The 13,682-nt window shown below is 54.1% G+C and carries 11 protein-coding genes; 7 read left to right on the forward strand and 4 right to left on the reverse strand.

The features are described from left to right. Positions 1–133: 133 nt before the first annotated feature. The 5 genes from ABD920_RS08485 (at position 134) to ureG (ending at position 5,326) form a co-directional block, all read left to right on the forward strand. Positions 134–748, forward strand: coding sequence for an urease accessory protein (locus tag ABD920_RS08485; protein ID WP_345158276.1), 615 nt, complete (start codon positions 134–136; stop codon positions 746–748). A gap of 140 nt (positions 749–888) precedes the next feature. Then, positions 889–1,644, forward strand: coding sequence for an urease subunit beta (locus ABD920_RS08490; protein ID WP_345158277.1), 756 nt, complete (start codon positions 889–891; stop codon positions 1,642–1,644). 40 nt (positions 1,645–1,684) lie between these two features. Next, on the forward strand, positions 1,685–3,406 hold the full coding sequence (ureC, locus tag ABD920_RS08495) for an urease subunit alpha (RefSeq protein ID WP_345158279.1): 1,722 nt from the start codon (positions 1,685–1,687) through the stop codon (positions 3,404–3,406). A gap of 126 nt (positions 3,407–3,532) precedes the next feature. Next, positions 3,533–4,213 (forward strand): urease accessory protein UreF, encoded by a 681-nt coding sequence (locus ABD920_RS08500; RefSeq protein ID WP_345158281.1) that lies wholly within the window; start codon positions 3,533–3,535, stop codon positions 4,211–4,213. A gap of 360 nt (positions 4,214–4,573) precedes the next feature. Then, positions 4,574–5,326 (forward strand): urease accessory protein UreG, encoded by a 753-nt coding sequence (gene ureG / locus ABD920_RS08505; RefSeq protein WP_345158283.1) that lies wholly within the window; start codon positions 4,574–4,576, stop codon positions 5,324–5,326. Positions 5,327–5,380: 54 nt separating this feature from the next. Here the strand turns inward: ureG and ABD920_RS08510 are convergent, their stop codons facing one another. The 3 genes from ABD920_RS08510 to ABD920_RS08520 form a co-directional block, all read right to left on the reverse strand. After that, on the reverse strand, positions 5,381–6,238 hold the full coding sequence (locus tag ABD920_RS08510) for an urease accessory protein UreD (RefSeq protein WP_345158285.1): 858 nt from the start codon (positions 6,236–6,238) through the stop codon (positions 5,381–5,383). A 323-nt stretch (positions 6,239–6,561) separates the two neighbouring features. Next, positions 6,562–7,041, reverse strand: coding sequence for a hypothetical protein (locus tag ABD920_RS08515; protein WP_345158287.1), 480 nt, complete (start codon positions 7,039–7,041; stop codon positions 6,562–6,564). 489 nt (positions 7,042–7,530) lie between these two features. Continuing rightward, on the reverse strand, positions 7,531–7,977 hold the full coding sequence (locus ABD920_RS08520) for an SRPBCC family protein (protein WP_345158288.1): 447 nt from the start codon (positions 7,975–7,977) through the stop codon (positions 7,531–7,533). Positions 7,978–8,852: 875 nt separating this feature from the next. On the opposite strand from ABD920_RS08520, the gene ABD920_RS08525 reads away from it, so the two are divergent. Then, entirely contained in the window at positions 8,853–10,202 is a 1,350-nt protein-coding gene (locus tag ABD920_RS08525; RefSeq protein WP_345158289.1) for an FAD-dependent oxidoreductase, read from the forward strand. Positions 10,203–10,735: 533 nt separating this feature from the next. Further along, positions 10,736–11,668 (forward strand): NmrA family NAD(P)-binding protein, encoded by a 933-nt coding sequence (locus ABD920_RS08530; RefSeq protein ID WP_345158291.1) that lies wholly within the window; start codon positions 10,736–10,738, stop codon positions 11,666–11,668. A gap of 176 nt (positions 11,669–11,844) precedes the next feature. Here ABD920_RS08530 and ABD920_RS08535 read toward each other — a convergent pair whose 3' ends face one another. Beyond that, positions 11,845–12,270 carry a helix-turn-helix domain-containing protein gene (locus ABD920_RS08535; RefSeq protein WP_345158293.1) on the reverse strand — a complete coding sequence of 142 codons (426 nt, stop codon included), beginning with the start codon at positions 12,268–12,270 and terminating at the stop codon, positions 11,845–11,847. Positions 12,271–13,682: the final 1,412 nt, after the last annotated feature.

Here is a 13,682-nt window from a genome sequence, read left to right on the forward strand (position 1 = left end):
TGGATTTCCAGACATACATGAGGTTGCAGGCGAAGCGACACGCGTTTACATATATAACGCGATGGTTCCCCTTCATCGGGAGCAAGCGCTGCATTGACAGCATTTTGGATAGCTAAAGATAATAGAGCATTGCATGCAAGCATTCTTACCCATACTTTTCGCTTCCCTGGTAGGTGTCGGACATGCGTTCGAGGCAGACCATTTGCTGGCCATTAGCCACATTGTCTCCAAAAGGAATAGCGTGCTGCTGGCCGCTAAGGACGGCTTGTTCTGGGGGTTGGGCCATACCACTACCATTGTGGTGGTAGGGGCTGTGATTATCCTGAGCAGGGCCACCTTCCTTACCTCAGGCTATTTTGAGGCAGTGGTGGGGGCAATGCTGATCATAATGGGTGTCAGCAGGCTGGCCAACAAAGGAAACTTTACCAAAACGACGCGCTATGTCACCCCCGGTCGTTACCAGCATGGGCTGGCCTACACCCTGGGCCTAGTGCATGGCCTGGCTGGAAGCGGGGCGCTTGTGCTGCTGGTGATGAGCGAAATGAGTGACGCGCTGCTGAGCATTACCTACCTGCTGGTCTTCGGCATTGGCTCTGTTATCGGGATGCTGCTGGCCGCCGGGCTGCTCAGTATCCCGTTTACCAGGCGCATGAAAATCAGCAGAGTCTTTCGGACAATCATTGTGCTCATATCCTCTGTTGTCTGTATCCTGTATGGAGGCTGGATGGTATATGATGTGGTTGGTTAGCTGGCCCTGTCCGCCCCCTGCGGGCTACACAAGGCAACGGGGTGATATTCTTTGGAGTAGCAGTTTATACGGCTGCAAAAGCCACGAAGTGCCCTTGTTTCTTAGCGTAACATACTTTTTAAGACCAACCCGACTCCACGATGCACCTCTCTCCCAAAGACATTGACAAGCTGGTACTCCACAACGCCGGTTTTGTGGCCCAGAAACGGTATGCCCGCGGGCTGCGCCTGAATTATCCGGAAGCCGTGGCGCTCATCGCGACCCAATTGCTGGAGTTTATACGCGACGGGGAGCGGGTGGCCACCCTGATGGACAAAGGCAAAAAGCTACTGGGGCTGGCGGACGTGATGGAGGGCGTGGCCGGTATGATTCACGAGGTGCAGGTGGAGGGCACTTTCCCGGATGGCACGAAGCTGGTGACGGTGCACCACCCGGTTTGCCGGGAGCAGGGTTCCCCGGAGCTGGCGCTGTACGGAACGGGCCTGACCAGAACACAGGCCCTGCAGGGACCGGATAACCTCGGTGATCCTAACCCAGGGGAGTATGTGCTTGCCTCCGGGGAACTGACCCTGAACGATGGCCGCGAAACGATCGAGTTGGAAGTAACCAACATGGGCGACCGGCCCGTGCAGGTGGGCTCGCATTATCCGTTCTTCGAGACAAATGCCTCCCTTGATTTTGACCGGGAGAAAGCCTTTGGTTTCCGCCTCCACATTCCGGCGGGCACTGCTGTCCGGTTCGAGCCGGGCGAGCGCAAAAAGGTTGCGCTGGTCGCACTGGCCGGGGAGCGAACAGTATATGGCGGCAATAACCTGATCGGGGGGGCGCTGGACGAGCAGCGCAAAGCAGACGCCCTGGCGAAGGCAAAGGCGGGAGGCTTTCTGCATACCAGCTAACAGGGAAACCAATACTTCCATCACACAAAATATATAACCTATGAGCAGTAAGATAGACCGGCGTGCTTATGCAGACATGTATGGCCCCACCGTGGGAGACAAGGTGCGGCTGGGCGACACCGACCTGGTGGTGGAGGTGGAGAAAGACTATTGTGTGTATGGGGAGGAGTGTAAGTTCGGGGGAGGGAAGGTGTTGCGCGACGGCATGGGGCAGGCGGCCGGCATTCCGCAGGCCGAGGCGCTGGACATGATCATTACGAACGCGCTGGTGATCGACTACACGGGCATCTATAAAGCCGACATCGGGATAAAGGCCGGTCGTATCGCAGGCATCGGGAAGGGAGGCAACCCGCACATTATGCCGGGCGTTACGCCAGGGATGGTGGTAGGCGTGACCACGGAAGCGGTTGCCGGCGAAGGGCTCCTGCTGACCGCCGGCGGCATAGACGCCCATATCCATTTCATTTGCCCGCAGCAGATTCCGGAGGCCCTGGCCTCCGGCGTAACAACAATGGTCGGCGGCGGCACCGGGCCGGCTTCCGGCACCAATGCCACCACCTGCACGCCGGGCGCTTTTTTCATCGAGATGATGCTGAAAGCCACCGAGGCTTTCCCGATGAATTTTGGTTTTCTGGGCAAAGGCAACTCCTCCAGGCCGGAAGGGCTAATCGAACAGGTGGAGGCTGGCGCGCTGGGGTTCAAGTTGCACGAAGACTGGGGCTCTACTCCAGCCGCCATCGATACCTGCCTGCGTATTGCCGACCAGTATGATGTGCAGGTGTGCATCCACACCGACACCCTGAACGAAAGCGGCTTTGTGGAGACTTCCACGCGCGCTTTCAAAGGCAGAACCATCCATGCGTACCATACCGAGGGGGCGGGAGGGGGCCACGCGCCGGATATCATCAGGATCTGCGGCGAACCGAATGTGCTCCCCTCCTCCACGAACCCGACCCGGCCTTTCACGGTGAACACCATCGATGAGCACCTCGACATGCTCATGGTATGCCACCACCTGGACAAGAACATTCCGGAGGACGTGGCCTTCGCAGAGAGCCGCATCCGGGGCGAGACGATTGCCGCCGAGGACATCCTGCACGACATGGGCGCGCTTTCGATCATCGCCTCCGACTCCCAGGCCATGGGCCGGGTGGGGGAGGTGATTACCCGTACCTGGCAGACGGCCCACAAAATGAAAGTGCAGCGCAAGGCACTTCCCGAGGATGAGGCGGCAGGAAACAACGCCGACAACTTCCGGGTGAAGCGCTATATAGCCAAGTATACCATTAATCCGGCCCGGGCACACGGCTTTTCGGAAGAAACAGGCTCTGTGGAACAGGGTAAGCTGGCCGATCTGGTGCTGTGGAAACCGGCCTTCTTCGGTTCCAGGCCGGAGATGGTGATCAAGGGGGGGATTATCGTGCAGTCGCAGATGGGAGACGCCAACGCCTCTATTCCCACGCCGCAGCCAGCCTTCTCCCGGCCTATGTTCGGTGCCTACGGCTCTGCTGTCGGGAAGACGTCGATGGCCTTTGTCTCGCAGGCGTCCCTGGAGCACGTCAGACAGCATTACGGGCTCCACAAGCAGGTGGTGGCGGTGAAGAACTGCCGCAGTGTGTCGAAAAAGGATATGGCGCTGAACGATTACCTGCCGGATATAGACGTGGACCCGGAAACGTATAAAGTGACTGTGAACGGAGAGCATATCACCTGCGCACCGGCCGACAAGCTTCCGCTGGCACAGCTATATAACCTGTTTTAGGGTATGATGGGTATATCAGTAGCCGGAAAGCCCGGGCAGCAACGGCCGCTGCCGCACATTTTCTCCCCGGCGTTTAAATCAAGTTTCAAGTGCCATAACTAAAACTCCCTTTGAATCTTTTGGCCCATGTCAAAATTTGCCCGCCTGCTGCACCTGATAGATTCCTCGATTCCGACGGGCGCATTCGCGTATTCCTATGGGCTGGAGAGCAGCATCACATTCGGGTTGGTTAAGAACCAGTTTCAGCTGAGAAACTACCTATACGCTTATCTGCAGCAGGTTACGAGCATGGAGTTTCCTTTTATGAATTCCTGCTACAGGTTGGCGCAGCCCGACCTGAACGCTGCACTGGGCGCGATGGCGGAGGCCTATGATGCCATGATGCTGGTGCCTGCCCTGCACAGGGCGAGCCTGGTGCAGGCTAAAAACTGGCTCCGGTTGCTGGCGTCTTTTTACCCGGAGGCAGGCATGGGAACGGTCGCGGACTGGTTTACGGCTCAGGGAATCCCGCTGCACTTCGTGCTAGCTTTTGCGCTGTGCCTGAAGCGTGCCGGCTTTGCTTTGCCGGAGGTGCAGGAAATGTACCTGCACATGGCCCTGCGCGACCAATTGAGCGCCGCCATTCGGCTGGGCTTTGTCGGCCCGATGGAGGGGCACAGGCTGCAGCACGATTTCTACGCGATCTTTGAGAACCTGATGGCCGGGCATGCGGAGAAGGAATATGCGGACGCTTTCAGGTCAGCCTATATGCTGGATGTCTCGCAGGTCCTGCACGAGGAGGTATACTCAAAGTTGTTTCAGAACTAAAGATCCTATAGCTATATAACTCAAGTTGCGCTATACTTACAAAGTCGAAACATGACTCACCCCCGCCCCTCCGAGGAGGGGAATTTTTCACAAACGGAATTTTTATTCCCCTCTTGGGAGGAGTAGGGGTGGGTTTTCACTCAGCAGAATTATATATAGCAACTTAGGATATACAAGAAACTGCAAAAGTAAAATGACTAACGTAAAACCAACGAAGTGTCTGTTTATATATCTCTATTTGTGATTGAGTCAAAATTGCTAAACTCTCAAACTAAATCCCGGCTACTTATATATGGCGTACAAAATTATGTTACACCTTGCCTGTCTGATTAGCAGGCATACTTCCCCCTTTCAAAGACTATGGCATTTGTAGATAAGTTAGCCCTCCTGCTCCAGGGCCACACCCACGATCTATACGACTCACCGGGGGATTACAGGGAGCGTGCCACCCGAAAGCTGCCTTCTTACCGCAACTTTCGGAAAAGAGCATTCACTGTCGGCATTGGTGGCCCGGTCGGCACAGGCAAGACGGCGTTGCTCAAAGCGCTTTGCGAGCGGCTGCGGAATGAGCATGAACTGGGTGTCGTGACAAATGATATCTTCACGCGGGAGGATGCGGAGTTCCTCGTCCGGGAGAGCGCCCTGAGTGAAGACCGGATCGTAGGGGTGGAGACCGGCGGGTGCCCCCATGCCGCCATCCGGGAGGATATCTCGCTCAACATGGATGCACTGGAGGGCCTGATGTCCCGCTTCCAGTATAAGCTGGATTACCTGTTTGTGGAAAGCGGCGGCGACAACCTGGCCGCCCACTTCAGCCGGGAGCTGGTAGATTATTCGATTTATGTGATCGATGTTTCCGGCGGCGACAAGATCCCCCGGAAGGGTGGCCCAGGCATCACGCAGTCTGACCTGTTGGTGATCAATAAAATAGACCTGGCCACCTTCGTGCGGGCAGACCTGGGTGTGATGGAGCGGGACTCCAGGAAAATGCGCGGGGAAGGGCCGTTCATCTTCGCCAGAGCCCTGGACGGGCATGGCCTCGACGGGATCATCGGGCATATCAAAGCAGCAAAAGAACAGGCGCTTCTGTCGGTGCGGGAGGATAGGAGATAGACGAATGGCCTTTTCTGGCTGGTTGCTTGAAAGCCATATATAGCGGATAGGAGCCTAGTATTTTCGCTTCCACGGATGAAAGCCCAGGTATGAATCAGTGGCCAGTTCCGTTAAAAGCGCGTCACAAAGCGCTAGCAGGTCGATGCGGCTTTCGGCCATGGCTCTCAGGATATAAACCCCCTCTTTCACCCGCGACGCAGACAGGATAACGGCTTGCTGCGCCAAGTCGAAATGCGGGGAGGCTCCTTCTGCCATCTTGAGCTGCAGCAGCTTCTCTGCCAGCCGGATAAATCGCTCCTCTTCCGGATTACCGACCAGGTAGGCCGAGAACATGGTCTGGTACCTGTCGAAATTGGCGGGAGAGGCGGCGATGTTTTCGGCAGGGCTGAAAGCGAAGCGGTCCAGTAAAACTACTTTGCCGGCTATACTTACTTTCAACTCAGAAAGGAAAGAAGTAAAAACAAATTTTTCGCCCCTGTCCATCCGGCCGGAGTGGAACCAGTCGACTACGAACAGGAGTGCGTCGGGCTTCAGATGCCAGTGCTGCACCTGCCTGTACCTGCTATCCTCCTGCAGCACGACCGGGTCCGGGAAAACAACGGCCAGGCTTTTCTCCTCCAGTTCCCCGACGATGAACTGCTCCGCGGCGGCACCGTCCGAGGAGCGGAAGACTTTGGTGTTGGACTGCGTACCCAGGAAGAGCCGGGTGTTTCTGCCGCACGCAACTCGGAGCCTGATCTTGTCGCCGGACACCATTCCCCCGCCGTAGGTCGACAATACTGCGTGACAACTGCCGGAGTGGGTGCCGGGGTTGAGGATCTTCAGCGGCTGAAGGTTCTTCAGCGTGATGAGTGTTGACTTCTCCTGGATTTCGGCGACCTCTAGTTCACTCCACTCTGATGCCTCTTTCATTTTATGTTAAATCCTGTGATGCGCGCTGCCTGCCCGCCGGGTTTTCTGAGCTGGCTATATGGTTAGTTCTAAAAAGCTAACTGTCTTTTATATATAATTCGCTCAAGTTTAAACATCCTACACAATCCTGCAAACGCTTTTGTGAATAATTTTGTCTGGTCAGCGCTATAAATCATGTGCTTTTCACTCCCGTAGCTGTTGTCTCCTTTGCCATGTAACTTACTATATATAGCTGAGGGTAAGGAGTACATGGGGATGTAATGAAAATAAGCAATGTAGCATCCAGCACTGGCCACCTTATTCAGGGCGAGGCCAGTCAGCCTTCAGCGCAGGCGTAGTTGGGCAAGCGAGGCGCAGACGTTTCCTCCGCCTATATCCGGTGTGATGCTAAGCTCCAGTGCACTCACCCCGTGGAGCTCCACAGCATACTCCTCTAATTCCGTCGTGGCATGCGGGGGGCTGAAGTTGTATTGCTGCCGGACAATCTCCCGGTAGGGTTGCTCCCCTTCAGGCAGCCAGCGCAGCACAAACTCCTGCGTGCGCTCCCGGTCTTTTTCCTCGAACAGAACCTTAATCCGGGTGATCGTTTGCGGCTCATCAAAGAGAAGGCGTATGGTCTGCTTTCCGGGTTGCGAAGCTTTCCAGCCAGCCTCACCCTGCGCTGCATCTTTGAACGCAGCCTCAATGGGATGGGCCTCGTGTTCGGAGGTTACTTCAACCAGGGCGTGTTGCTGCAGGTCTAACCAGCCTTGCCGGTCTGTGGCTGACTGCTCAAGTTCCTGAGGAATAATTCGTTTGCGCATATACTTGTATTTTGAGGAGGCAAGCTCCCGGTGTGAATTCAATTGTTGCCGATGCTTTGTCGGTCACGCCCCTCGTGCGGGTCCAAAGGAGCGGTGGAGGCATTGGTAATGGGTGTGTGGGAAATAGCATTCAGAAAAAAACGAGGTCATGCTGTTCTTCCACTCTTGAACTGCTGCTACAGGCTGGAAAGCTGACGTACCCATGGCGCCCTGCAGTTTCGCCCAAAGGAATACGAGAAGGAAAGAATATAAAAAAGTGGTACTCTAAAAAGTGCGATTTACGAAGCGTCTCACCACCCGCCTCATTCCTGGATTCACCTTGAAATGCATAATACATCCTTCTACATATAGCAATCACCTTAGTGATATACGCAAGGGAGAAACAACAGAGGGAAGTAAGAGCCCGTTTATGCGGCCTGGCCCAGTGAAATGATCTTTCTTCTCCCATATCCTTTCAAAATCCATGGGCCTAATGATGTAGGTTGCTGCTCATTTCAAAGGCTCCTTTTCAAGAATCTGCTTTATCCTTTTCAAATCCTTGGTGTTTGCCTTTCGCATCATCGTTGCCATGAGTGGGGCGAACAGTTTTGAGAAACCTGCGGGCTCCCCGGCATTGCGTAGCATCATACGCGTTTGCTGCTGGTTGATGGCTTCCCAGGTATATGTTGTCTCCATCGGGAAGGGCCCCTCCTCCGTGCCCATGACAAGCCTTTGGCCAGGGATATACTCCCGGATCCTGTAAGTGTAGGCAAGCTGGCGCCCAAGGAAGTGCGCAGTGAAGGCAACCTGTGACCCCACCTGCAAGGGCTTGGGTGTCTTCCACACGGCGGCTCTGATGTTCTCATACCATTCCGGTGCGTTATCCGGGTTAGCTGCGTATGCGGCGACCTCAGCCAGCGGCCTGTCGATTACTGTTTCTGTTAAGATATCTACCATCGCTAAAAGCCTCGTTTTGTTCCTGCCCTGGCACAACTTCCTTTAGACTAATGCGCGCCAAGGGAAGTCGGAGTGCTGCTCTTCGGTTTCCCAGCGCAAGATACGGACTCTCCGCTATAGTGCCGCCCCACTGGCGCGGCGCCCGCTACCACCTACAGGCTCACCGGCAAAAAGCCCTGCCACTGCTGTTAGAAAAAGAGATACAGGGGTGACTTTCAGGGGCCAGTCTGAAACCAGGATGCGCAACCACAGCTGCCATTCCTCAGTTTTCCCGGGTGCCTGTTTTAGTGCTTTTACCTTTGTCTTTTTACCACTCACAACAAAATAAACAGAGGTTTTTAGTTTTTGCGATTAAATTTATAAATTAACTTGTAAATATTCAATTAGAGTTGGTGGGCAATGGCAGCCAGACGATAGCGGTGGTGCTACTGTCCCCGCTGGTGCCAACTAACCGTGCAGCATAATAGCCGTCAATTCCCGCTGACAAGGTCGGCCAGGGCGGCAGAGGGGTATATACAGGCGCGCTGTTCGCAGCGATACCCAGGATGAATTAGAAAAGCAAGCCATTACTCCAAACGCACATGCCATGCAAAACAAACTCTCCTCCTGCCTTTTTCTGCTTCTGCTTGCCTGCACGACAGGCTGTGAGTACCTGCCTGACCTGGTGGACGTGGATGACCCATAAAAAATAAGCCAAAGGTCACTGCCTTTGTTTCCGGCCTGACGGCGCCGTTGGGGGTGGAGTCAGACGCAAAGGGGCCGTTGTGGGTGAATGACCTTTGATGGTGAAATAAAGAAAGTAGTATTTTGATCAGCCACCTCTATATAAATCTATACAGCATGATCAACACACCCGGCTTAAGGCTGAAACAGATATGAGCAGGACGCATGGAAATTCTGCGCTGGTGATCGGGGGGAGCCTGGCGGGCCTGCTGACCGCCCGCATCCTCAGTGACCACTTCGCGCAGGTGACGATCCTGGAGCGCGACCCGGTGCAGGACGTGCCGGAGTCACGCAAGGGGCAGGCCCACACGCGGCACCTGCATGGCCTGCTTGCGCAAGGACAGCACATCATGGAACAATACTTCCCTGACCTTGGGGTAGGGCTGCAGAGTGGGGGGAACCCCTTCGTGGATATGGGCCAGAGCATGCGGTGGTTTTGCTACGGGGGCTACCGTGCCAGGTTCGAATTCGGGATGAAAGGCATCGTGACAAGCCGCCCTTTTCTGGAGTGGCACATCCGCCGCCGGGTGATGGCGCTCCCCAATGTTACCCTCAGGGACAGCTGTGTTGTGGAGGGGCTGCTGGCAGGCGAAAACAACAGCCGGATAGTTGGTTTACGGCTAGCACAGGCGGACAAAGGCAGCGGGACCCAAGACCTCTTTGCCGATTTAGTGGTGGATGCCGGCGGGCGCGGCTCCCGCTCACCGAAGTGGCTGGAGGAACTGGGCTACAGCAAAGCCGAAGAGAGCACCGTTACCTGTGGCGCCGGTTACGCGACGCGCATTTACCAGCGCGATGCCGCCCAACCCGGAAGCCAGGATTGGATACTGATTACACCGGAAGCACCCCGGGAATACAGGTCAGGCGGTGCCCTTCCGATTGAGCAGGGAAGGTGGATGGTATCACTGGGGGGATGGCATGGTCACCACGCCCCAACAGACGAGGAGGGATTCATGGCATTTGCCAAAAGCCTGCCCGCGCCAGATGTGTATAACATCATTGCCAACGCTACCCCCCTGTCAGGCATCTTCAGCTACAAATTCCCGTTCAGCCTGCGCTGCCATTATGAAAAGCTGGAGGACTTTCCGGAAGGGTACCTGGTGCTGGGGGATGCCGTGTGCAGTTTTAACCCGCTATATGGGCAGGGCATGACCTCCGCCGCCATGCAAGCAGCCGCACTGGACAAACTGCTGCAGGAGCGGCCAAGCCTGCTGGGGCTTCGAAAGCCTTATTTCAGGCAGGTAGCGAAGGTTGTTGCGAACCCCTGGAGGACAGCCGTGGGCGAGGACTTTCGCTTCCCGGAGACCAGGGGCGAGAAAGCACCCGGCACGGACCTCATCAACGCCTATATAGACCAGGTGCACCGGGCAACTCACCAGGATTCCGCCATCGGGGCGGCGTTTCTTAAGGTAATGAACATGATCGCGCCTCCGGCCAGTTTAATGAGCCCACCGGTCATGTGGCGCGTTATCCGAAACATGGCGCGAAGGCGCCTGGCCTGAGGACAAGCATTGGCCTGATGAAGAGGCCAATGGCAGCGCGTGCATCCTTGACTCCATGATAGTTAAATCAACAGAGAAACGAAGACAAATCCCTCAAGGGACGCTATAATTATTGAGCAGCTATATATAAAGGATTTAGGATAATGGTGAAGTGTTGGTCTTCCGCATTGTAAAGTGTAGACATATGGCTACTTGAAGCGCCTCTTCTTTTTCTTCTTAACGTGTGGCTAAGTCCTTCAAGAAACGAACCTCTCGTCCCTCTTTTGCTTTCGCAGGCTTGAATGACGGCTTTAGAGTCGATCACCTTTGAGTTTTGTTATGTTGAGCACCATATCATAGCATCTCAGGCGTCTGAACTTTTTCCTCGTCCTTACTGGGTTCTGGTTCCTCTTCAACTCCCGTAAAACGAGGGCCGGAGCCGCGCCTGCTGCCCCTTGGGTTTGCACGACGCTTTCTTGTTTTGCAGAAGCAGCCAAAATTGGTAACATTATCCTTGGTTACGCTGTTGTGGTTGAAATTTTTGAAAAACAAGCATGGCAGAAGACAACAATACATCGTTGAACGGGCAGACCGTCATTTTGGCCGGGGCCACCGGTAACCTTGGCGGGCGCATCGCCCGGTCACTTCTCGGGCGGGGAGCCAGCGTGCGGGCGATCGTTCGCCCGGGCAGCGCCCGCGACGAGGTAGCGGCACTGCAGGCCCATGGCGCCGCAATAGTTATATCTGATTTCAAAAGTGTCTCTGAACTCGCCAAAGCGTGCGTGGGAGGGGACTGCGTAATTTCCGCCCTTTCGGGCCTGGAGGAAGTGATCCTGGAGGCGCAGCGGGTGCTGCTGCATGCGGCGGTGGAGGCAGGGGTGCCCCGCTTTATCCCCTCTGACTTCGCGATAGATTTCACTAAACTCCAGCGGGGCGGCAACCGCAACCTAGACCTCCGCCTGGCGTTCAGTGAACGCCTCGACAGCGCGCCGATCGCGGCCACCTCCGTGCTCAACGGCATGTTCACGGACCTGCTGACGGGAGAGGCCCCGCTTATTCTTTTCCCGCTCCGGCGGGTAATCTACTGGGGGGACGCTGACCAGCCGCTGGACTTCACGACGGTCAGCGACACGGCTGCTTTCGCCGCCGCCGCCCTGGATCCGTCCGCCCCGCGTTACCTGCGCATTGCCGGAGACACGCTTAGCGCCCGCGGGTTGGTAGAGGCCGCAAGCGAGGCCACGGGCAAGGAGTTCCGCCTGTTCCGCGTGGGGGGGCTGGGAACGCTCGGAACCATGATCAAGGCTACCCGCCTGCTCATGCCAAAGAGTAAGGAGGTATTTCCGCCCTGGCAGGGCATGCAGTACCTGCGCGACATGTTCAGCGGCCAAGCTAAACTAGAGCCGCTGGACAATAACCGCTACCCGGAGATGGCGTGGACAACCGTGCGGCAGGTGCTTGCGCAGCACGTGAAGCACAGCCAGGAATGATTCTAACTGGCCAACCATGGCTCTTTTTGGGTTGAACCAAAAAGAGCCATGGTGAAATTGCAAATGGCGGGGAGGACTGAAAGCACTCCGGCGTAAGCTAATGGACTCCCGGACCCCATTTCGCGTACTACTGAATCAAAATTGAATTCCTGTCTTGAGAAGAGTAGCGTTCTGACTTATTTGCTCTGGGAGGTTTTTAGGAGCAGTTCGTTAAAGTTTTCAAGCAGCGCGATGTATTTTTGCTGCAGCTTTACAAGTTCCTGCTCACATTCTTTCATGTTATTGGGTTTGTAAGGCTCCTGGGGGCCTCCATCGAATGGCAGCAGCAGGTTGTTGCTGGAAGGTGCCTGAGGCTTGGGAGCCTCTTTCTTTACAGTTTTACCCAAATGCGGGAATTCATTGGCGAAATCGTGGTGGATTACCTCACCCAATTTGAGGATAAAGCTATACGGGATGCTGGATTCTTTGAATTTATTGTAAAGCGTTTTGCGGCTGATACCTAGCTTTTCGGCTACCACACCTACGGCCACTCCACTTGCTTTGATGGCCTCTTTTATCGTCTCGCCCCTGTGAAGGCCTGTTTTTGTCTCTGTCTGCTGCATGCTACTCGTCTTTTGTAGAGGTCTGTACTGTTACAAATATAGGTAACGTGTGCACGCGATCTGTGAATGTGGACAAATTTTACACGTTTACACAAAGCAGGTGTGGCGCGTCTTGTTGTATATGCCTGATAATTAGTACGCGAATGCTGTATTTAGCCTAGCGCCTGGGCCTGTCAACAGCTGCTTATACACACATTATCCACAGCTGCTTTAGTTGATTTTGCCCTTATTTGCCTGACTCGACCCTCGGCAACAGCCGCAAATGCAATCGTGCTGTGTACCGGTTTCTGAATTGCCATTAAATTGTGTAGCAGCAGGGAAGCAAACCGGGTTAAAGCGCCTCTGCACCGGGATGTACGGGGAACCTATAACGGAATGATGGAGAAGGTAAAATTTAGCACGAGCGGTTAACATCGTAACAACACCCGGTGCTGGTCATGCATTATATGTTTTTGAATTATAAAGCAGCCCAGATTTTAGTGGAGTTAAAGCTGCTGCTGCAGATAAATTTACACGTTAGAGCAAACAATAGCAGCCAAAACCGTACTTCTTAGTGTTTGTTTTCTCTAACTGATGGGGTCATGTTAAAAAACAGTGCTAAAAAAGCGGTAGAGGATGTGTTAAGCATAGCGCTCGGCGAAAAAGAGTCGCAGGAGTTATATTACAGCATATGCAATTACCTTATTGATCATGATGACACCTGCTATATAGGCGTTATCAGGTTTAAATACACATTGCTCTGTGATGGCATCGACAGCAACGTTAGCGATTACTTTATCATGGAGTATATGTTAGAGAAAATGAGAAAAAAACACCCCTTGATGCTGATGGCACTTACCAATATCGTGATTAGTAAATCTTAATGCGCTTGTACGTTCAATTGTAGTGCTGAAGCAACACCTTGCGTTTCCTAATCGATATGCAGTGTGCTATTATCAGTTTCACTTCTTTGCCTGCCCTTGCTTTACTGCCAGCAATGGGTTTCCCTTCAGTAGCCTCCATACAAATTTTACTAATTCGTGTTCCTGGTCGCGGCAGCCACTGTGGCCTCTTTCTGTTTCCGTTGGCGTTTTTGAGCGGGAGCCACGGGTAAGGCAACATAAGCAACCAGATGGAGCAGAATATGCTGGTGTGATACTGAAAAGAAGCTGCTCCGGAAAGCTGCCTTCGCACATTATGACCATGTTATAGCTTCCTTTTTCTCATATGATATGATATATGACTAAACCTGTAACAGGTTAACAATTCATTATGGATTTGGAAGGATTCATCTCCTGACAGTGCCTGTTTTGTAACCTTACGGTAAAAATTAAGTAATATGAAAAATTTGTCGGGCAGTTACTGCAGATTTTAACACAGGAGAAGTTGCGGAAGGTGGGGCAGTAAGCGTAGTTGAGCTCGTTATATATGCC

The sequence above is a fragment of the Pontibacter saemangeumensis genome (assembly GCF_039541895.1).
GTDB lineage: Bacteria > Bacteroidota > Bacteroidia > Cytophagales > Hymenobacteraceae > Pontibacter > Pontibacter saemangeumensis.

Excerpts from the sequence above, each read along its gene's own strand:
- ABD920_RS08530 (WP_345158291.1), top strand. The coding sequence starts at position 10,736 with ATGGCAGAAGACAACAATACATCGTTGAACGGGCAGACCGTCATTTTG.
- ABD920_RS08525 (WP_345158289.1), top strand. The coding sequence starts at position 8,853 with ATGAGCAGGACGCATGGAAATTCTGCGCTGGTGATCGGGGGGAGCCTG.
- ABD920_RS08515 (WP_345158287.1), bottom strand. The coding sequence starts at position 7,041 with ATGCGCAAACGAATTATTCCTCAGGAACTTGAGCAGTCAGCCACAGAC.
- ABD920_RS08485 (WP_345158276.1), top strand. The coding sequence starts at position 134 with ATGCAAGCATTCTTACCCATACTTTTCGCTTCCCTGGTAGGTGTCGGA.
- ABD920_RS08510 (WP_345158285.1), bottom strand. The coding sequence starts at position 6,238 with ATGAAAGAGGCATCAGAGTGGAGTGAACTAGAGGTCGCCGAAATCCAG.
- ABD920_RS08520 (WP_345158288.1), bottom strand. The coding sequence starts at position 7,977 with ATGGTAGATATCTTAACAGAAACAGTAATCGACAGGCCGCTGGCTGAG.
- ureC (WP_345158279.1), top strand. The coding sequence starts at position 1,685 with ATGAGCAGTAAGATAGACCGGCGTGCTTATGCAGACATGTATGGCCCC.
- ureG (WP_345158283.1), top strand. The coding sequence starts at position 4,574 with ATGGCATTTGTAGATAAGTTAGCCCTCCTGCTCCAGGGCCACACCCAC.
- ABD920_RS08490 (WP_345158277.1), top strand. The coding sequence starts at position 889 with ATGCACCTCTCTCCCAAAGACATTGACAAGCTGGTACTCCACAACGCC.
- ABD920_RS08535 (WP_345158293.1), bottom strand. The coding sequence starts at position 12,270 with ATGCAGCAGACAGAGACAAAAACAGGCCTTCACAGGGGCGAGACGATA.
- ABD920_RS08500 (WP_345158281.1), top strand. The coding sequence starts at position 3,533 with ATGTCAAAATTTGCCCGCCTGCTGCACCTGATAGATTCCTCGATTCCG.